This window comes from Streptacidiphilus sp. PB12-B1b (assembly GCF_014084125.1).
Taxonomy (GTDB): Bacteria; Actinomycetota; Actinomycetes; order Streptomycetales; family Streptomycetaceae; genus Streptacidiphilus.
On record NZ_CP048405.1, the window covers coordinates 7,426,778 to 7,444,279 of the forward strand.

Genomic DNA, 17,502 nt, shown 5'->3' on the forward strand with positions numbered 1-17,502 from the left:
CGGGCCCGGGTCTTGGGTCGTCGGGGTGGGGCGGGGCACGGCCAAGGGCCGCTGTCCGTCCCGGGTGCGGGAGGGGCAGCGGCCCTTGTCTTCAGCATGCGGCCGGTTCGGCCGGGTCAGTCAGTTCTTCCAGCGGGGCTTGCGGTCGGCCGGGGCCGAGGAGCCACCGTTGTAGCTGCCGCCACGGTCGTCGCGGCGCTGGAACCCGCCGGTAGGGCGGCTGCCGCCGGCGGCCGGACGGTGGTCGTCGCGGCGGCCGTAGGCCGGGCGGCTGCTGCCGGACGCCGGGCGGTCGCCGTAGGAGCGGCTGCCCGAGGCGGGGCGGTCGCCGTACGAGCGGCTGCCGGAGGCCGGACGGTCGTCGCGGCTCTGGTACGGGGTGGACGGGCGTCCGCTGCGCTCGCCGAAGCCGCTGCGGCCCTGGTAGCCACCGGAGGAGCGGCTGTCGCGGTCGCCGAAGGAACGGCTCGCGCCGCGGTCGTCACGGCGCTGGAACCCGCCGCGCTCGCCGCCACGGTCGTCGCGGCGGTCGAAGCCACCGGAGCGGCCGCCCTCGCGGTCGTCGCGGCGCTGGAACCCACCGGAGCGGGCACCGTCGCGGTCACCGAAGGAACGGCTGCCACTACGGTCGTCACGACGCTCGAAGCCACCCGAACGGCCGCCCTCGCGGTCGTCGCGGCGCTGGAACCCACCGGAGCGGGCACCGTCGCGGTCACCGAAGGAACGGCTGCCACCACGGTCGTCACGACGCTCGAAGCCACCCGAACGGCCGCCCTCGCGGTCGTCCCGGCGCTGGAACCCACCGGAGCGGGCGCCCTCGCGGTCGTCGCGGCGCTCGTACCCGCCGCGCTCGGCGCGGGCGGCGGCCGGGCGGGAGGCGGTCGCGTCGTCGTCGGCCACGGCGACGGCCTGGGCCGGGACGACGGCCTCGGCCGGGGTCTCGGCCGTGCCCTCGGCCGCGTCGGAGTCGGCCGCCGGGGCGTCGTCCTCGATGCCCAGCGCGGCGCGCTCGCGGGCGGCGCGGGCGGCCAGCCGGTCGGCGTCCTGGCGGAGGTCGGCGGCGTGCTTGGTGGCGCGCTCCAGCTCCCGGGTCAGCTCGACGACATCGCGCTCGGCCTGCTTGGCCTGGGTGGCGACGGACTCGGCCTGGACCTCGCTCAGCGAGCGGGCGCCGGTGATCCGCACCATGTCGGCGTCGAAGGCGCCGTCCACGATGTGGCGGGTGGCCTCGACCCCGGCGTCCTCCAGCAGGCGGAAGACCGAACGGCGCTGGTGCGGAAGGATCAGCGTGACGACCGTGCCGGAGCGGCCCGCGCGGGCGGTGCGACCGGAGCGGTGCAGGTAGTCCTTGTGGTCCCCGGCCGGGTCGACGTTCAGGACCAGGTCGACGTCGTCGACGTGGATGCCGCGCGCGGCGACGTCCGTGGCGACGAGGACGTTGACGTAGCCCTCCTTGAAGTCCGCCAGCGTCCGGGTGCGGGCGCCCTGGGTCATGCCGCCGTGCAGCGCGTCGGCCAGGACCCCGGCGTCGCGCAGCTGCTCGGCGACGCGGTCGCAGCCCATCTGGGTGCGGACGAAGATGATCGTCTTGCCCTTGCGGGCGGAAATGGCGTTGGTGACCGGGGCCTTGTCCTTGGGCTTCACGACCAGGACGTGGTGGGTCATGGTGGTCACCGCGCCGGCCGACGGGTCGACCTCGTGCGTGACCGGGTTCTTCAGGTAGCGCTTGACCAGGGTGTCGATCTCGTTCTCCAGCGTCGCGGAGAAGAGCATCCGCTGGCCGCCGGCCGGCACCTGGTCGAGGATCTCGGTGACCTCGGGCATGAAGCCCATGTCGGCCATCTGGTCGGCCTCGTCCAGGACGATGACCTCGGTGGCGTCCAGGTTGCAGGCACCCCGGTCGATCAGGTCACGCAGTCGGCCTGGGGTGGCGACGAGCACGTCGACGCCGCGCTCCAGCGCGTAGATCTGGTTGGACATCGAGGTGCCGCCGCACACGACCTTCAGGCGCAGGCCGAGCACCGAGCCGTACGGCTCCAGGGCGTCGGCGACCTGCATCGCCAACTCGCGGGTGGGGACCAGGATCAGGCCGCGCGGACGCTTGGCCTGGCTGCGGTTGCCGCCGAGGCGGGTGAGCAGCGGCAGGCCGAAGCTCAGGGTCTTGCCGGAGCCGGTACGGCCACGGCCGAGGACGTCCTTGCCCGCCAGCGCGTCCGGGATGGTCGCGGCCTGGATCGGGAAGGGCTCGGTGACGCCCTTCTTGCCGAGGGTGCGAACGAGGTCCGGGTGCAGGCCGAGGTCGCCGAAGGTGACCTTGCGCTCAGCGGGCTCAGCGGGCTCGACCGGCTCGGCGGACTCGACGCTCTCGACGGAGGCGGAGGCGGAGTCCTGGGCGGTGTCGGTGTCGACAGCGGCGCTGTCGGTGACGTGAGTGGTGACGTCAGTGGTGTCGTCGGTGGGGATGGTGGTGCTGACCGTGGCGGCGGCAGAGGCTTCGGAGCCGTTTTCGGGCATGACGAAGCGGTCGTCGTCAACGAGAGACATGAAGAACCTTCCGGGTGTTGGCACGCGCCAAATCCGCGGGGTTCAACTGCAACCGCCTCAATGCGGTCAGCCACGGAGTGCACGGTACGCGCCAGGGCGCCTGAAATCTTACGTAACAGCGGCGCCGGGCAAATGGAACAAACAACGATCTACCAAGATAGCCTACCGGTGATCCAGCGTGCAAATCACCCGCTTGGGGCAGCGGAGGCTGCGCGCCGACGCGCTGTCGGCGCCGGTGCAGGGCCGAGCGGCCGACTGCACCATCACCGGCCCCCTGGTGGGACCGTACGTGAGTCTCAACGGTAGCTCCTTCCCGCGTATTCCTGGCCGGTCCGCGCTGCGATGAGATGCAGGTCACTGCGGTCGTCGGTCACTGTGGTCGTCCGGGGCCGGTGGCGCCCAGGACGGCACCTCGGCCCGCGGCCGCCCGCAATCGCGGTCCGCGGCCGGGGTTGCCCGGGGTGTCAGGGCGTGGGGCCCGAGGAGGCCGGGGCGCTCGCGGACGGGGAGGGCGGGGCCTGCGTGGGCGGCGCGCTCGTCGGCGGCGGAGCGACGCTGACCGGGGCGCTGGCGCTCGCGCTGGCCGAGCCGGCGCCCGCACCGCCGCCCGAAGTCCCGCCCGAGCCACCGCCGTTGGCACCGCCCGCCGCGCCGCCGGCGGCACCCGGCGAGCCGGTGGCCGCCCCGGCGGGACGGCTGGCGCCGCTGCCCGGCACGGGCTTGGCCGTGGCGCCGGGAGCGGCCGTACCGCTGGCCCCGGCACTGGGGCTGCCCTTGTCCGCCGCCGGGGCGGCGCCGCCGCGGTGTCGGACGCCGGGCGGCATCTCGATCAGGCCGCCCTGCTCGTGCCCGAGGCTGGGCCTGCCCTGCGGCAGCGGCACGCCCGGGGCGGCCGGCACGCTGCCGTCGACCGCCATGCAGCCGCTCATCGCCCCCGCCGCCAGCACTCCGAGGGCGACAGCTCCGACGAGCCGGCCGGCTCCCACGACCCGGCTCAACCGGGAATCACCTGTACCCACCCGTGCACCCACCCGCGCGGCCCCGCTTTCTTCGCTCAGCGGCCGTCCGCGACAGCCCCCGCCGTGTCAACGGCGACAGGGCCCGGCAGGACACGGGAGCGGACGCCGCTCAGCCGTATCCGCTCAGCCGTATCCGAGCTCGTGCAGCCGGGCGTCGGAAATCCCGAAGTGGTGGCCGACCTCGTGAGCGACCGTCACGCACACCTGCCGGACGACCTCCTCGGCGCTGCCGCAGACGCGCAGCGTGGGGTTGCGGTAGACGGTGATCCGGTCCGGGAGCATCCCGGAGTACCACTCGCCGCGCTCGGTGAGCGGCGTGCCCTCGTACAGGCCGAGCAACTCGGACCCGCCGGTCGGGCCGCCGTCCGGGCCGCCCTGCTCGGGCTCGGGCTCGTCCTCGACGAAAATCACGACGTTGTCCATCAGCCGGGTCAGCTCCGGCGGGATCCGGTCGAGCGCCTCGCCCACCAGTTCCTCGAACCGTTCCCTGGTCATCTGCAGCACGTCGCTCCTCGGGCCCGCAGCCCCGCGCTCCGGGGCCGGTGGAATCCATTTTGGCGATCTCCGGCTCCATCCCATATGCTTCTGAACGTCCCCGACGGCCGCAAGGAAGCCGGGAGGGCCATTGCCCTCATCGTCTAGTGGCCCAGGACGCCGCCCTTTCAAGGCGGTAGCACGGGTTCGAATCCCGTTGGGGGTACGCATTAAACCGCGTGCAGGCTCGCCTGTACGAGGCCTCGTGGAGCAGTTGGTTAGCTCGCCACCCTGTCAAGGTGGAGGTCGCGGGTTCAAGTCCCGTCGAGGTCGCTGTACCTCCCCCTTCGGGGGGAGTTCGGCCAGGTAGCTCAGTTGGTACGAGCGTCCGCCTGAAAAGCGGAAGGTCGCCGGTTCGACCCCGGCCCTGGCCACCTCGCATGACCAGCAGGAATGCCCCAGCTCCGCACCGGAGCCGGGGCATTTTTCGTCTGACCGGGTGCCGGTCGGCGACCGCCTCCGGCTGGCTAGGAGAAGACTTCGACGATGCACTTGGCTGCGCCGCTGCGCTGGATTCGGGCGTCGCTGGTGACCAGGGGCACGCCGAGGGTTTCCGCCAGGGCGACGTACTGCGCGTCGTGGGCGCTGATGTTGTGGTGCAGTTCGCGGACCCGCTGCCAGAGGATCAGGGTCTCGTGACGGGTGATGGCGAGGGCCTGGTAGTCGGCGACGGCCTTGATGGCCTCCTTCTCCGTGAGCTTGCCGCCCCGCACCATGCCGAAGAGGGCCGAGACGATCTCGTAGTCCAGCAAGCCAGGGGCGGCGAGCCCCTCCAGCCCGCCGAGACGGCTGCGGACGGCGAACCCGGCGGGGCCGTTGTCCGTGAGAGCGCGGACCAGGGCGGAGCAGTCGATGACGACAGTCGCGCTCACCGGCGCTCCCGGCCGTCCTCGATCGCGGAGAGGATGTCCGAAGTGCTGACCTCGGTACGGGTCTCCCGATCGAGCCGAGCCATCATGTCGGCCAGTGTGGGCGTCGCCGCCTCTCGGGTGACGAGGTCGAGCAGGTACGCCTGGAGGCTCTTTCCGCCTCGGGCGGCCTTGAGTTTCAGACTTTCGAGGGTCGAGTCCGTGACGTCCCGGATGGTGATCGCTGTCATGCATGCATTTTAGCTGCAACGCCTGCACTATGGCATCACGTGTGGCCACGGCACGGGCGTCGCTGCCTGATCAACGCCGCGCACCACCGGGACGCGATAGAATGGCGGGGCGCCGCGGTGAGCGGCGGATGCGCACGACCAGCCCCTGAGCGAGAGCCCTCGCTAGGGGCTTTTTCATGGCCTTCAGGGGTTCTGACGGCTAATCAGCAACGAGCGTCCCGGGTGGGAAGAGAGCGAGTGGGGGCCCATGGAGGGGAGCAGGAATGCGGACGTCGAGGGGTTTCCGGGGCAGTTCGCGCGGACGCGGCGGTTCTCGTCGGGGGTGCCGCAGGGGTTCGTGGTCTCCGCGGACGGGGAGCGGGTGCTGTTCCTGCGGTCGGTGTCGGGGACGGATGCGCGCGGGGTGCTGTGGCTGTACCAGGGCGGGCGGGAGCGGGCGTTGGCGAAGCCCGCAGGCGGCGCCGGGGTGGAGGCGTACGCCGCCGACCGGGAGGCGGTGGTCGTCGCGTACACCGTCGGCGGGGAGCTGTGGACGGTGCGCACGGACGGGGGCGCGGCGCGCCGGCTGCCGACGCCCGGCCCGGCGGCGGACCCGCGCCCCTCGCCGGACGGGACGCTCATCGCCTACGCCGCCGGCGGCGCACTGCGGGTCGTCCGGGCGGACGGCACGCAGGACCGGGCGCTGACCGGGCCCGACGCGGAGGCAGACGCGCCGGGCGCGAAGGGGCCCGGCTCGGAGGGGACCGGGGCGAAGGGGCCCGGCTCGGAGAGGATCGGCTCGGAGGGGGAGGTGACGTACGGGCTGCCGGACTACACCGCGCGGGCCTCGATCGGCAGGTCGCGCGGGTACTGGTGGTCGCCCGGCAGTGATGCGCTGCTGGTCACGCGGGTGGACACCGCCGGGGTGCAGCGGCGGTACATCGCCGACCCGGTCCACCCGGACCGGCCGCCCCGCTCGGTGCCCTATCCGGCAGCGGGCACCCCCAACGCCCGGACGTCGCTGCTGCTGGTGGACGTCGACGGCCGATGCGTCCCGGTCCGACTGCCGCAGAGCGCGGACGCGGAGCCGGGTGCAGGCGAGGGGCCGGGCACGGGCGCGGAGCGGGGCGTAGGCGCAGAGCAAAGCGCAGGCGCGGGGCGGGGCGCGGACGCCGGGCAGGGCGCAGGCGCAGAGCAGGGCGAGGGCGCAGAGCCGAACCCGGGCGCGGAGCTGGGCGGGGGCGCGGGCCAGAGCGCAGGCGCGGAGCACGCAGAGGTCGCGGAGCAACCGGGTGCAGGCGCAGGGCTGGGCGGGGACGCGGGCCAGAGCGCGGGGGACGGCTGGCGGTGGGGTCAGGGGGTTGAGTATCTGGTTGCGGCGGAGTGGGGCGGGGCTGGGCCGGTGGTGGCTGTGCAGAGCCGGGACCAGCGGACGGTGCTGGTGCTGCGCGCGGACCCGGCGACGGGGGAGGTCGCGGCGGTGGCCCGGCTCAGCGACGACGCCTGGGTGGACGTCACGCCGGGCACGCCGCTGCACACCGCCTCCGGCGTGCCGGTGCTGCCGTGCGTGCGCGGCGACGATCGCGGCATCCGCGTGGGCGACCGCCCGACCCCGGCCGGACTGCAGGTCAGGGCGGTGCTGGGGGCGGTCGGGGAGCGGGTGATGTTCACCGCGAGCGCGGACCCGTTGCAGACCCACGTCTGGGCGTACTCCCCCGAGGGCGGCTTCGAGCAGCTGTCGGCGGCGGCCGGGGTGCACACCGCCGCCGCCGGGGGCGACACCGTCGTCCTGGACAGCCGCACCCCGGACGGGCACACCGTGACCGTGCTGCGCGCAGGTCGCCCGGCCGGTTCCATCGCGGTGCTCGCCGAACGGCCGTCGGTCGTCCCCCGGCCGGTCCATCTCACGCTGGGCCGCCGGGAGTTGCGCAGCCGACTGCACCTGCCGTCCTGGCACCGGCCCGGCTCGGGCCCGCTCCCGGTGCTGCTCAGCCCCTACGCGGGCCCGGCCATGCAGCTGGTGACCCTGGCGCAGGGCTGGCAGCCGGCGGTCTGCCAGTGGTTCGCCGAGCAGGGCTTCGCCGTGCTGGTCGCGGACGGCCGGGGCACGCCCGGGCGCGGGGTGGCCTGGCAGCGCGCCATCCTCGGCGACCGGCTGCGTCCCGTCCTGGACGACCAGGTGGACGCGCTGCACGCCGCCGCCGAGCGCCATCCCGATCTGGACCTGGGCAGGGTCGCCATCCGGGGCTGGTCGTTCAGCGGCTACCTGGCGGCGGGCGCGGTGCTGCTGCGCCCGGACGTCTTCCACGCGGCGGTCGCGGGCGCGGCCCCGGCCGAACGGCGGCTGTACGACAGCTACTGGGAGGAACGGTTCCTCGGGCACCCGGACGTCCAGCCCGACGCCTACGAGCGCTGCTCGCTGCTGCCGCTCGCGCACCGGCTCGCCCGCCCGCTGATGCTGGTGCACGGGCTGGCCGACGACAACGTCTACCCGGCGCACACGCTGCGGCTGTCGGCGGCGCTGCTCGCCGCGGGCCGCCCGCACACGGTGCTGCCGCTGCCGGGGACGGGCCACCTGGTCGCCCGGGAGGGGGTGGCGGACAACCTGCTGCGGCTGGAGCGGGACTTCCTCGTCCAGGCCCTCGGGGTGGAGCTGCCGAGCGCCTAGGCCCGCGCCGGGCTCGCCGGACGCTCCGGGCTCGCGGGGAGGACTGAGCGGACGGCTTCGGGCGTGCGGCCGATGACGGCGGCGCCGTCGTCCGCGGTGATGACGGGCCGCTGGATCAGCGCCGGGTGCGCGGCGAGTGCGCCGATCCAGCGGTCGCGGGCGGCGGCGTCCCGGGGCCAGTCGGCGAGGCCGAGCTCGGCGGCGACCGGCTCCCCGGTGCGGGCGAGGTCCCAGGGCTCCAGGCCGAGCCGGGCGAGGACCGCCTCCAGCTCCGCGGCGGTGGGCGGGTCGTCCAGGTAGCGGCGCACGGTGTAGTCGGCGCCGGCCTCGTCCAGCAGGGACAGCGCGGAGGCGCACTTCGAGCAGGCGGGGTTGATCCAGATCTCCATGCCGCCATCCTTCCAGCGGGCGGCGCGGCGGTCTGCCCCGTCGCTCGGCCCAAGGCTGCGCTCAGGCCGGGGCGGTCGGACCGGCGGCCCCGGTCTGGGCGATCCACAGCAGGTGCTTGGCCGCTTCCGGCAGGTCGGCGTCGACCGGCCAGACCGCGCGCAGGGTCCGCCGCAGGTCGAGTTCCTCGTCCACCGGGATCTCCACCAGCCGCCCGGCGGCCAGATCGTCGCGTACCGCCAGGTCGGACAGGACCGCCGGGGCGGCGCCGCCCGCCGCCGCGCTGCGCAGGGGCGCGGTGGACCCCAGCTCCAGCAGCGGCACGGACGGGCCGTGCCACGGGCGCAGCGCGCGTTCCAGGGTCTCCCGGGTGCCCGATCCGGCCTCGCGCAGCAGCAGCTGCGCGGTGGCGAGCTCCTCGCCGCAGACGGGTCGGCGGCGGCGGGTCCACGGGTGGCCGGGTGCGGTGACGACGATCAGCCGGTCGCGGGCGACCGGCAGTGAGGCCAGGTCGCTGGGGGTCCACGGGCCCTCGATGAAGCCGAGTTCGGCCTCGCCGTGGCGCAGGGCCTGGACGACCATCCGGCTGTTGGTGACCCGCAGCCCGACGTGGACCTGCGGGTAGTGGGTGCGCATCGCCATCAGCCAGCCCGGCAGCAGGTGTTCCGCGAGGGTGAGGCTGGCGGCGATCCGCAGATCGCCTTGGAGCTGGGACTTCAGCGCGGCGATGCCCTCGGCGAGGGCGTCGGCCTGGTCCAGGACGGAGGCGGCCCAGTCGGTGACCAGTACCCCGGCGGCGGTGAGCTGGGAGCCGGTGGTGGTGCGTTGCAGCAGGGGCAGGCCGATGCGCTTCTCCAGGGTGCGCATCCGGCTGCTGGCGGTGGGCTGGCTGATGCCCAGCCGGGCGGCGGCCCGGCCGAGGCTGCCGGTCCGGGCGACGGCGACCAGCAGTTCCAGGGCGTGCAGATCGGGCAGCCGCCGGGGGACGGGGGCGGGCCGGTCGTCGCCTGCCGGAACGGTGCTCATAGGAAAACCCTATGATGTGCCTGCTGATTGCCGGGTACCGGGGCGGGGGCTGCGGGAGCAGCGTGGAACGGTGATCACCCCTCTGCGACGGGTCCGGGCCGACGACGCCTCCGACCTGGCCGGTCCCTCCCTCCTCCTCCGCCACCCGCCCGGGCCTTCGGCGAGGCCGACGCCGACGCCCACGCCAGGGCGGACGCCGACGCCCACGCCCGCGCTGACGCCAGAGCCGACGCCGATGCCCGGGCCCGGGCCGACGCCCACGGCCCGGCGCGGCCGGGGCGGGGCGGAGGCGGTGCGGCGGCTGGGGCCCGGGCTGGCCTGCACTGCCGTCGGGACCGCGCTGGCCTGGGAGATCGACCGGTTGCTGCCCACCGTGGCCACGCTCACCGCCGCCGTCGTCCTGGGCGTGCTGGCCCGCAACCTGCGGCTGCTGCCCACCGCCGCCAGGCCGGGCCTGGACCTGGCGGGCAAGCGGCTGATGCGGTTCGGCGTCGTCCTGCTCGGCCTCAAGCTGGCGCTCGGCGAGGTGCTGGCGCTGGGCTGGCAGACGCTGGCCGTGGTGGTGGCGGTGGTCGCGGCGACCTTCTTCGGAACCCGCTGGCTGGGCGTACGCCTGGGCCTCCCCGGCGATCAGGCGCTGCTGATCGCCACCGGCTTCTCCATCTGCGGGGCCTCGGCGGTCGCCGCGATGAACGGCGTCACCGACAGCGAGGAGGACGACGTGGTGACCGCCGTGGCCCTGGTCACCCTGTGCGGCAGCCTGGCCATCGTCGTCCTGCCGCTGCTGCACCACCCGCTCGGCCTGAGCGATCTGCAGTTCGGCCGCTGGGCCGGGGCCAGCGTGCACGACGTGGGGCAGGTGGTGGCGGTCGCGCAGACGGCCGGACCGGCGGCGCTGGCGCAGGCGGTGGTGGTCAAACTGATGCGGGTGGCGCTGCTGGCGCCGATCGTCGCCGGGACGGCCCTCGCCCGCCGCCGGGCCCGCAGCGCGGCGCCGGGGATGCGGCCGGGGGCAGGGTCCGGCGCAGGCGGGGCGGCCGGGGTGGGCGCCAGGCGTCCGCCGATCGTGCCGCTGTTCGTGGTCGGCTTCCTGGCCATGGTCGCCGTCCGCAGTACCGGGACGGTTCCCGCGGGCGTGGTCGACGGCGTCGAGTCGCTGGACAGCCTGGTGCTGGCGGCGGCGCTGTTCGGGCTGGGCAGCGCGGTGGACGTGCGCAGGCTGGTCCGCACCGGCGGGCGGGCGCTGCTGCTCGGCCTGGCCTCCTGGGTGATGATCGCGGGCGTGTCCTACGCCGGGGTCCTGCTGACCACGTGAGCGCCGAGCACCGTGGGCTGGGCACGGGGGCCGGGAGCGGGATCGGGGCCCGCTTGTACGATGCGGAGGGCCCGACCGGCCGATGGCCGACAGCTGATCAGGAGGCGGTCCGGATGTCCCCGACCCGCGAGACCGCGCACGTCCTGGCCGATCTCGACGAACGCCTGCGGCAGGCGGCGGCGCAGCAGGGCGGGGCCCTGTGGCGGCTGGCCGAGCCCGGCCGCCAGCTGGACGCCAACCTGGTGCGGCTCGCACCCGGCGCCGAGGTCGGCGAGCACGTCGAGGGCGAGCTGGACGTGCTGCTGGTCGTGGTCGAGGGCGGCGGCCACCTGGGGCGGGGGGCGGAGCCGCGCGAGGAGCTGCACGCCCGGACGGTGGCCTGGCTGCCCCGGGGCTCGCGCCGCTCGCTGCACGCAGGCTCCGAGGGCCTGGTGTACCTCACGGCCCACCAACGGCGTCCGGGCCTGGACATCAAGGGCCTCGCCGCCGCCCGGTCCGCGCTCGCCGCGCCGCCCGCGCCCCCGGCGGAGGGCGGCGACGCCCCCTGCCTGCTGGCCCGCGTCTGCCCCGCCTGCGACCGGGTCGCCCCGGACCCGACCGCCCGCTACTGCGACCGCTGCGGCAGCCCCCTCCCGTCCCCCACCACCGCCTGACCCGGGCCGCCACCAGGCGGCCGGCAGCCCGCAGCGGTCGAACCCCGTCGGGCCCGAGCGGTGACGTCGCGGCCGGGCGCGGCGGTGAGAAGACGGCGAGCAACCGGCCCCAGGGCGGCAGCCCGCTCCCGTCACGGCGGCGGCCTCGTACCCGTCACGGGGCGGCCCGGCCGAGCGTGAGCAAACCCCGGCCGAGCCGCCAGCAGGCCCCGGCCGTCCGGGCGGCACCTCCCGCCTCAGGCACCCATCTGCGCCGACATCCGCCCCGGGCCCTCGGTTCCCGGTCAGCGGGGGCTGCCTTCGCCCCGGCCGTACACCGCCGCCCGTCCGGCAGCACTCCCGCCGCGCCCCCGACGCTCGGTGCCGGGCTCTGCCCGGGGGGCGGATTCGTGGTGTGCGGGGCCTGGTGAGGGAGGGGGCCGCGCGCTATGTTGACACAATGTCTAATAAGCAGCCGGCCTGGACGCCGGAGGATCTGGACAGGTTCCGCGAGGTCCAGCAGCTCGCGTACCGCTGCGCGGAGGCTGTGGCGGGCGGGCTCGAGGCCGGGGTGACCGAGCGGCAGGCCGCCCGCAGGATGCGCGCGTGGCTGGAGGCGAACGGCGCGGACGACTGGTTCCACGTGCCCTTCGCCTGGTTCGGCGCCCGGACGGTGTTCCACCGCTTCCGTACGCCGCTGCAGTTCTTTCCGACCGACCGGCGGCTGGAGCAGGGCATGCCGTTCATCCTCGACTGCGCGCCGGTCGCCGACGGCTACACCGCCGACATCGGCTACGCCGGCAGCCTCGGCGGCAACCGGGTCCAGCAGCAGATCATGGACGACCTGCGGGAGTACCGGCAGCTGATCCTCGACCAGGTGCGCGAGCGCCGTCCGCTGGCCGACATCTACCGCGCGGTGGACGCGCTGGCGGCCCGGCACGGCTACGACAACCGGCACCGGGTCTACCCCGGCCGGGTCCTCGCCCACCAGGTCACCCGGCTGCGGACGCGCGGCCCGCGCACCGTCGTCGCCGGGTTCGGCGTCCGCAGCCTGCAGACCCTCGGGCGGGAGCTGGTCGCCGAGCGGCTGCAGCACCGCTCGCCCCTGTGGGCGGACGGCAGGGCCTCGGCCCACGCACCCACGCCCGGCCTGTGGGCGGTCGAGCCGCACCTCGGGCTGCGCGGCGTCGGCGCCAAGTTCGAGGAGCTGCTGGTGGTCACCGAGGACGACGCCTACTGGCTGGACGACGACCTGCCGCACGTCCGCCGCTGGTCGCAGCAGGCAGACGGCACGCAAGCCGCCGAGGACGCGAAAGCCGCGCAAACCTCGCAAGCCACGCAAGCCACGCAAGCCACGCAAGCCGCTGAGGAAGCCAAGGACGCGAAGGAGAAGGCCGCATGAGCACCCGCACCCCCGGCGCCGCCCCCGCCGACGACGGCCGCCGCAGTTTCGTCACCGCGCCGGACGGGGTTCGGCTGGCCGTGTACGAGTGGGGCGATCCGGACTCGCCCGCGCCCGCCGTGGTGCTGGTCCACGGCTACCCCGACACGCACGCGGTGTGGCGGCCGGTCGCCGGACTGCTCGCCGCCGGGCGCCGGGTGGTGGCGTACGACGTGCGCGGCGCCGGGGCCTCCGGCGCGCCGCGGCGGATCGGCGCGTACACCCTGGCCGCGCTGGAGGCCGACCTGGGCGCGGTGCTGGACGCGGTCAGCCCGGACTGGCCGGTGCACCTGGTCGGGCACGACTGGGGCTCCATCCAGTCCTGGGAGGCGGTCACCGGCACCGCGCTGGCGGAGCGGATCGCCTCCTTCACCTCGGTCTCCGGGCCCTGCCTGGACCACGCCGCGCACTGGTTCCGCGCCCGGGCCCGCAGCCCGCGCCCGCGCGGGCTGGCGCAGCTGGCCGGACAGAGCCTGCGCTCCTGGTACGTCGGCTGGTTCCAACTGCCGCTGCTGCCGCCGCTGCTGTGGCGGACCGGCCTGGCCAGGGCGTGGCCCGCGCTGCAGCACGCGGTCGAGGGGGTGCCGCGGGGCGGTGCGTCGCCGACGCTGCCCGCCGACGCGGTCCGCGGGCTGGCCCTGTACCGGGCCAACATGCTGCCCCGGATGGCCCGGCCCCGGCAGCGCCGCACCGGCATCCCGGTACAGGTCGTGCTGCCGCAGAAGGACCTGTACGTCTCCCCCGCGCTGGCCGGGGACGCCCCGCAGCCGTGGGCGGAGCGGCTGTGGCGGCGCCCGCTGCGCTCCGGGCACTGGGCTCCGCTCACCCACGAAGGCGTGCTGGCCCGCTGGATCGAGGAGTTCGCCGCGCACATCGACGGCGCCCCGGCCGCCCCCGCGCTGGACCGCGCCCAGGCCCGCACCGCCGAACAGCAGGCCGCCAGGCCCGAGTTCGCCGGGCGGCTGGTGGTGGTGACCGGCGCGGGCAGCGGCATCGGGCGGGCCACCGCACTGGCCTTCGCCGAGGGCGGCGCCACCGTCGTCGCCGCCGACCTGGACCGGGACTCCGGCGCGCGCACCGCCCAACTCGCCTCACTGCTGGGCGTACCGGCCCACGCGTACACCGTGGACGTCTCCGACAGCGCCGCCATGGAGGCCTTCGCCAAGGACGTCCAGAGCGAGCACGGCACGCCCGACATCGTCGTCAACAACGCCGGGATCGGCATGGGCGGCGCGTTCCTGGACACCACCACCGCCGACTGGGAGGCGGTGCTCGGCGTCAACCTGATGGGCGTGGTGCACGGCTGCCGGCTGTTCGGCGCGCAGATGAAGGAGCGCGGCGAGGGCGGCCACATCGTCAACCTCGCCTCCGCGGCGGCCTTCACGCCCTCACGCACGCTGCCCGCCTACGCGACCACCAAGGCCGCCGTGCTGATGCTCAGCGAGTGCCTGCGGGCCGAACTCGCGGGCCAGGGCGTGGGCGTGAGCGCGGTCTGCCCCGGCTTCGTCAACACCGGGATCGCCCGGGCGACCCGCTACGTCGGGGTGGACGGCGCGGAGCAGGAGCGGCTGCGCGGCAACGCGGAACGCCTCTACCGGCTGCGCAACGTCGGCCCGGACCGGGTCGCCGACGCCGTCCTGCGCGCGGTGCGGGAGAACCGCGCCGTCGTCCCCGTCGCCGCCGAGGCCCGGATCGGGTCGGCCCTGCGCCGGCTCTCGCCCGGCGCCCTGCGGCTCATCGCCCGCCGTGACCTGACGCCCCGCTAGCCGTTGCAGGAGGATTCCCATGACCGTCGTGTCCACCGAGTACAACGCCCTGCGGCCGCGCCGGGTCGCCTTCGACTGGAGCGCGACCCCGCTGCACTGGGTTCCGGACGACCCCTTCTCCACCCACATGATCAATGTGCTGCACCTGCTGCTGCCGGCCGGTGAGCGCTGGTTCGTCGACGTCTACAAGCAGGTGCTGCCGCTGATCCGCGACCCGCAGCTGCGCGAGGACGTGATCGGCTTCATCGGCCAGGAGGCCATGCACTCCCAGGCCCACTCCACCGTGCTGGACCACCTGGTGGCGCAGGGGCTGGACCCGGCCCCCTACACGGCGCAGATGGACTGGTTCTTCGAGCACCTGCTCGGCGACAACACCGCGCCGCCGCTGGCCAAGAAGTGGTGGCTGCTGGAGCGGGTCGCCATCATCGCGGCGATCGAGCACTACACCGCCGTCCTCGGCAAGTGGGTGCTGGACGCGCGCGGCTTCGAACGCTTCGGCGCCGACCCGACCATGGTCGACCTGCTGCGCTGGCACGGCGCGGAGGAGGTCGAGCACCGCTCGGTGGCCTTCGACGTGTTCCAGCACCTGGACGGCGGCTACGGCCGTCGGTTGCGCACCATGACCACGGTGTTCCCGACCATGTTCTGGCTGTGGGTGCGCGGCGTGAAGTTCTTCATCGCCAACGACCCCGAGCTGAGCCCGGCCGAGCGCCGGGCCGCCGAACCGCACATCCGGGACTGGGTGCGGGCTGCGAAGGCCGAGCTGGTGCCCGCGCCCCGGGACATCTTCTCCGCCGTGCCCCGCTACATGCGCCGCCGCTACCACCCCACCCAGGAGGGCTCGACCGCCAAGGCACTGGCGTACCTGGCCAGTTCACCGGCGGCGCTGGCGGCGGCCCGGGCCGCGGGCACGCTGGAGCTGGTGGTCGCCGGGCGGCGGGAGCCGGCCGAGGGCGTGGCCGAGCTGCGGCTGGCGGCGGCGGACGGCGGCGAGCTGCCCGGCTGGGAGCCGGGGGCGCACGTGGACCTGCTGCTGCCCTCGGGGCTGGTCCGGCAGTACTCGCTGTGCGGGGATCCGGCCGACCGGACGGCGTACCGGATCGCGGTGCGGCTGACGGAGGACAGCCGGGGCGGCTCCAAGGAGGTGCATGCGGCGCTCACCGAGGGCGCGCGGGTCAGCGCGCACGCCCCGCGCAACCGCTTCCCCCTGCTCCGAAACGAGAGCGGTGCTCACGAGAGCAGTGCTCACCTGTTCGTCGCGGGCGGGATCGGCATCACGCCGATCCTGCCCAAGATCCGCGAGATCGCCGCTCGCGGCGGTGACTGGCAGCTGCTGTACATCGGGCGCTCACAGACGAGCATGCCGTTCCTCGACGAGATCAGTGCTCTCGATCCGGAGCAGCGCCACGTACGCCTGGTGGCCACCGACACCGAGGGCCTGCCCGACCTGGCCGCCGCCGTCGCCGCCGCCCCCGAGGCCGCCCAGATCCACGTCTGCGGCCCCGAACCGCTGATGGACGCCCTGGTCGCCGCCGTCGCCGAGCTGCGCCCCGGCGCCACCGCGCAGCTGGAGCGCTTCCACCCGGCCGGGGGCGCGGCCTCGGGCGACACCGTCGAGGTCGAACTGGCCCGCAGCGGCGGCACGCTGGCCGTCCCCGCCGACCGCAGCGTGCTGAGCGCCGTCCGCGAGCGGCTGCCGGACACCCCGTACTCCTGCGAGCAGGGATTCTGCGGGACCTGCCGCACCCGGGTGCTCTCCGGCACCTCGGACCACCGCGACCAGTTGCTCACCGAGGCGGAGCGCGGCGACTCCATGCTGATCTGCGTCTCCCGCAGCCGGGAGGGCAGGCTGGTGCTCGACCTGTGAGCCCCGGCACCCGGTGACGAGCGGAGTTCGGTGACGAGCGGAGTTGTGGGCGGGCGCGACCGCTGCGGGGCCGCGCCAGCGCCTAGTCTGTTCGTCATGAGCGCATCACCCAGCTCCCGACCCCCGCGCCGCAGGCTCGGAGTCGAGCAGCGGCGCGAACAACTCATCGCCGTCGCCCTGGAGTTCTTCGCCAAGCAGGCCCCCGAGGAGGTGTCGATCGACGAGATCGCCGCCGCCGCGGGGGCTTCGCGGCCCCTGGTGTACCACTACTTCCCCGGCAAGCAGGGCCTGTACGAGGAGGCCATCCGCCGTGCCGGGGAGCAGCTGGCCGGGCTGTTCGAGGAGCCCCGCGAGGGCCCGCTCTCCGAGCGGCTGTACCGGGTGATGGGCCGTTACCTGGGCTTCGTCGAGTCGCACGGGCCGGGCTTCGCGGCGCTGCTGCGCGGCGGCTCCGCCTCCGCCAGCCCGGGCACCGGCGCGGTGATCGACCGGGTCCGGCAGGCCGCGCTGGAGCAGGTGGTCTCCCACCTCGACCTGGCCGTGCCCAGCGCCCGGGTGCGGCTCACCGTCCGCTCCTGGATCGCCAACGCCGAGACCACCGCGCTGGCCTGGCTGGCCGATCTGGACGAGTCCCAGCCGCAGCCCGCGCGGCTGCCCCGGGAGGAGCTGCAGCTGCGGCTGGTGCAGGAGTTCGTGGCCATGCTGCTGGTGAGCCTGGCCAACGAACCGGAACTGCTTCCGGCCTTCCGCGGCTTCTTCGCCCAGGAGCGGCCGCAGGGTCCCACCGGCCTGCTGGTCCAGCGGCTGGGCGCGCTGCTGGCCGATCCCGGCCTGGCCGCCGAGGCGCTGCGCCTGGCCGCCCCGGACACCGACCCGGACGCCGCCGCCGCGACCGCCGCGCCGGACGCCCCGACCGCCGACCCGGGCGCCCCCACCGCCGACGGGCCCGCGGCGGGCTGACCGGGAGGCGCGCGCGGTCGCCGCGGCGGGTTGGCTATCCTGTGGGGCAGGACGGCGGAGGGGCTCGCCGACAACCGCGACCGGACACCGGTCGCCAACGGTCCCTACCTGGCGGTCGCCTCTGCGACCCTGACTTCAGGTAGGAGAACCATGCCCCGAGCAGCACAGGCGACACCGCCACCACCCGTGTCGGGCGCCGCTGTGCGGCCCGCCGCGCGGGCTCCCCGACCCTGCGGCCGACCGTCCGCGGCGGCCGCACGCACCC

The 17,502-nt window shown here is 75.1% G+C and carries 14 protein-coding genes, 3 tRNA genes and 1 pseudogene; 11 read left to right on the forward strand and 7 right to left on the reverse strand.

Annotated features, from left to right (window positions below; genetic code table 11):
* Positions 1 to 120: 120 nt before the first annotated feature.
* The 3 genes from GXW83_RS32435 to GXW83_RS32445 all read right to left on the reverse strand — a co-directional run bounded on the left by GXW83_RS32435 (position 121) and on the right by GXW83_RS32445 (position 4,067).
* Positions 121 to 2,544 carry a DEAD/DEAH box helicase gene (locus GXW83_RS32435; protein ID WP_182446564.1) on the reverse strand — a complete coding sequence of 808 codons (2,424 nt, stop codon included), beginning with the start codon at positions 2,542 to 2,544 and terminating at the stop codon, positions 121 to 123.
* 464 nt (positions 2,545 to 3,008) lie between these two features.
* Entirely contained in the window at positions 3,009 to 3,542 is a 534-nt protein-coding gene (locus GXW83_RS32440; RefSeq protein WP_182446565.1) for a hypothetical protein, read from the reverse strand.
* Positions 3,543 to 3,686: 144 nt separating this feature from the next.
* A complete protein-coding gene (locus GXW83_RS32445; protein WP_182446566.1) occupies positions 3,687 to 4,067 on the reverse strand; it encodes a metallopeptidase family protein in 381 nt (126 codons plus the stop codon).
* 123 nt (positions 4,068 to 4,190) lie between these two features.
* On the opposite strand from GXW83_RS32445, the gene GXW83_RS32450 reads away from it, so the two are divergent.
* From GXW83_RS32450 to GXW83_RS32460, 3 genes are all read left to right on the forward strand, one after another.
* Positions 4,191 to 4,263, forward strand: a tRNA-Glu gene (locus tag GXW83_RS32450).
* Positions 4,264 to 4,296: 33 nt separating this feature from the next.
* Positions 4,297 to 4,370: transfer RNA gene (locus GXW83_RS32455), tRNA-Asp, on the forward strand.
* Between the two features lie 27 nt (positions 4,371 to 4,397).
* Positions 4,398 to 4,471, forward strand: a tRNA-Phe gene (locus GXW83_RS32460).
* A gap of 93 nt (positions 4,472 to 4,564) precedes the next feature.
* Here GXW83_RS32460 and GXW83_RS32465 read toward each other — a convergent pair.
* Both GXW83_RS32465 and GXW83_RS32470 read right to left on the reverse strand, forming a co-directional pair.
* Positions 4,565 to 4,969 (reverse strand): type II toxin-antitoxin system VapC family toxin, encoded by a 405-nt coding sequence (locus tag GXW83_RS32465; protein ID WP_182446567.1) that lies wholly within the window; start codon positions 4,967 to 4,969, stop codon positions 4,565 to 4,567.
* On the reverse strand, positions 4,966 to 5,196 hold the full coding sequence (locus GXW83_RS32470) for an antitoxin (protein ID WP_182446568.1): 231 nt from the start codon (positions 5,194 to 5,196) through the stop codon (positions 4,966 to 4,968). Before GXW83_RS32470 ends, GXW83_RS32465 begins: the two co-directional genes overlap by 4 nt.
* 247 nt (positions 5,197 to 5,443) lie before the next feature.
* On the opposite strand from GXW83_RS32470, the gene GXW83_RS32475 reads away from it, so the two are divergent.
* A complete protein-coding gene (locus tag GXW83_RS32475; protein WP_182446569.1) occupies positions 5,444 to 7,843 on the forward strand; it encodes a prolyl oligopeptidase family serine peptidase in 2,400 nt (799 codons plus the stop codon).
* Here the strand turns inward: GXW83_RS32475 and GXW83_RS32480 are convergent.
* The gene (locus GXW83_RS32480; protein ID WP_182446570.1) at positions 7,840 to 8,232 is read right to left on the reverse strand and encodes an arsenate reductase family protein; all 393 of its coding nucleotides are present in this window, start codon (positions 8,230 to 8,232) and stop codon (positions 7,840 to 7,842) included. The genes GXW83_RS32475 and GXW83_RS32480 overlap by 4 nt on opposite strands.
* A 61-nt stretch (positions 8,233 to 8,293) precedes the next feature.
* Positions 8,294 to 9,256 (reverse strand): LysR substrate-binding domain-containing protein, encoded by a 963-nt coding sequence (locus tag GXW83_RS32485; RefSeq protein ID WP_182446571.1) that lies wholly within the window; start codon positions 9,254 to 9,256, stop codon positions 8,294 to 8,296.
* Between the two features lie 235 nt (positions 9,257 to 9,491).
* Between GXW83_RS32485 and GXW83_RS32490 the strand changes: the two genes are divergently transcribed.
* From GXW83_RS32490 to GXW83_RS32515, 7 genes and pseudogenes are all read left to right on the forward strand, one after another.
* Positions 9,492 to 10,571 carry a YeiH family protein gene (locus tag GXW83_RS32490; RefSeq protein WP_182447704.1) on the forward strand — a complete coding sequence of 360 codons (1,080 nt, stop codon included), beginning with the start codon at positions 9,492 to 9,494 and terminating at the stop codon, positions 10,569 to 10,571.
* Positions 10,572 to 10,684: 113 nt separating this feature from the next.
* Positions 10,685 to 11,224 (forward strand): hypothetical protein, encoded by a 540-nt coding sequence (locus GXW83_RS32495; protein ID WP_182446572.1) that lies wholly within the window; start codon positions 10,685 to 10,687, stop codon positions 11,222 to 11,224.
* A 439-nt stretch (positions 11,225 to 11,663) separates the two neighbouring features.
* A complete protein-coding gene (locus GXW83_RS32500; RefSeq protein WP_182446573.1) occupies positions 11,664 to 12,605 on the forward strand; it encodes a M24 family metallopeptidase in 942 nt (313 codons plus the stop codon).
* Complete coding sequence (locus GXW83_RS32505) at positions 12,602 to 14,410, forward strand: SDR family oxidoreductase (RefSeq protein ID WP_182446574.1); 1,809 nt, start codon at positions 12,602 to 12,604, stop codon at positions 14,408 to 14,410. Before GXW83_RS32500 ends, GXW83_RS32505 begins: the two co-directional genes overlap by 4 nt.
* Positions 14,411 to 14,429: 19 nt before the next feature.
* Positions 14,430 to 15,296, forward strand: a pseudogene (locus GXW83_RS34670) (metal-dependent hydrolase); the annotation flags it as partial.
* A 627-nt stretch (positions 15,297 to 15,923) separates the two neighbouring features.
* Positions 15,924 to 16,277, forward strand: a complete 354-nt coding sequence (locus tag GXW83_RS35500) for a 2Fe-2S iron-sulfur cluster-binding protein (protein ID WP_370466904.1) — start codon at positions 15,924 to 15,926, stop codon at positions 16,275 to 16,277.
* Between the two features lie 96 nt (positions 16,278 to 16,373).
* Positions 16,374 to 17,237: a TetR/AcrR family transcriptional regulator gene (locus tag GXW83_RS32515; protein WP_182446576.1), complete on the forward strand. Its 864-nt coding sequence runs from the start codon at positions 16,374 to 16,376 to the stop codon at positions 17,235 to 17,237.
* Positions 17,238 to 17,502: the final 265 nt, after the last annotated feature.

What these genes read in the sequence shown, in the direction of transcription:
- GXW83_RS32475 (WP_182446569.1), top strand. Translation starts at nt 5,444, where the DNA reads ATGGAGGGGAGCAGGAATGCGGACGTCGAGGGGTTTCCGGGGCAGTTC.
- GXW83_RS32470 (WP_182446568.1), bottom strand. Translation starts at nt 5,196, where the DNA reads ATGACAGCGATCACCATCCGGGACGTCACGGACTCGACCCTCGAAAGT.
- GXW83_RS35500 (WP_370466904.1), top strand. Translation starts at nt 15,924, where the DNA reads ATGGACGCCCTGGTCGCCGCCGTCGCCGAGCTGCGCCCCGGCGCCACC.
- GXW83_RS32480 (WP_182446570.1), bottom strand. Translation starts at nt 8,232, where the DNA reads ATGGAGATCTGGATCAACCCCGCCTGCTCGAAGTGCGCCTCCGCGCTG.
- GXW83_RS32435 (WP_182446564.1), bottom strand. Translation starts at nt 2,544, where the DNA reads ATGTCTCTCGTTGACGACGACCGCTTCGTCATGCCCGAAAACGGCTCC.
- GXW83_RS32500 (WP_182446573.1), top strand. Translation starts at nt 11,664, where the DNA reads ATGTCTAATAAGCAGCCGGCCTGGACGCCGGAGGATCTGGACAGGTTC.
- GXW83_RS32495 (WP_182446572.1), top strand. Translation starts at nt 10,685, where the DNA reads ATGTCCCCGACCCGCGAGACCGCGCACGTCCTGGCCGATCTCGACGAA.
- GXW83_RS32485 (WP_182446571.1), bottom strand. Translation starts at nt 9,256, where the DNA reads ATGAGCACCGTTCCGGCAGGCGACGACCGGCCCGCCCCCGTCCCCCGG.
- GXW83_RS32515 (WP_182446576.1), top strand. Translation starts at nt 16,374, where the DNA reads ATGAGCGCATCACCCAGCTCCCGACCCCCGCGCCGCAGGCTCGGAGTC.
- GXW83_RS32490 (WP_182447704.1), top strand. Translation starts at nt 9,492, where the DNA reads ATGCCCGGGCCCGGGCCGACGCCCACGGCCCGGCGCGGCCGGGGCGGG.
- GXW83_RS32505 (WP_182446574.1), top strand. Translation starts at nt 12,602, where the DNA reads ATGAGCACCCGCACCCCCGGCGCCGCCCCCGCCGACGACGGCCGCCGC.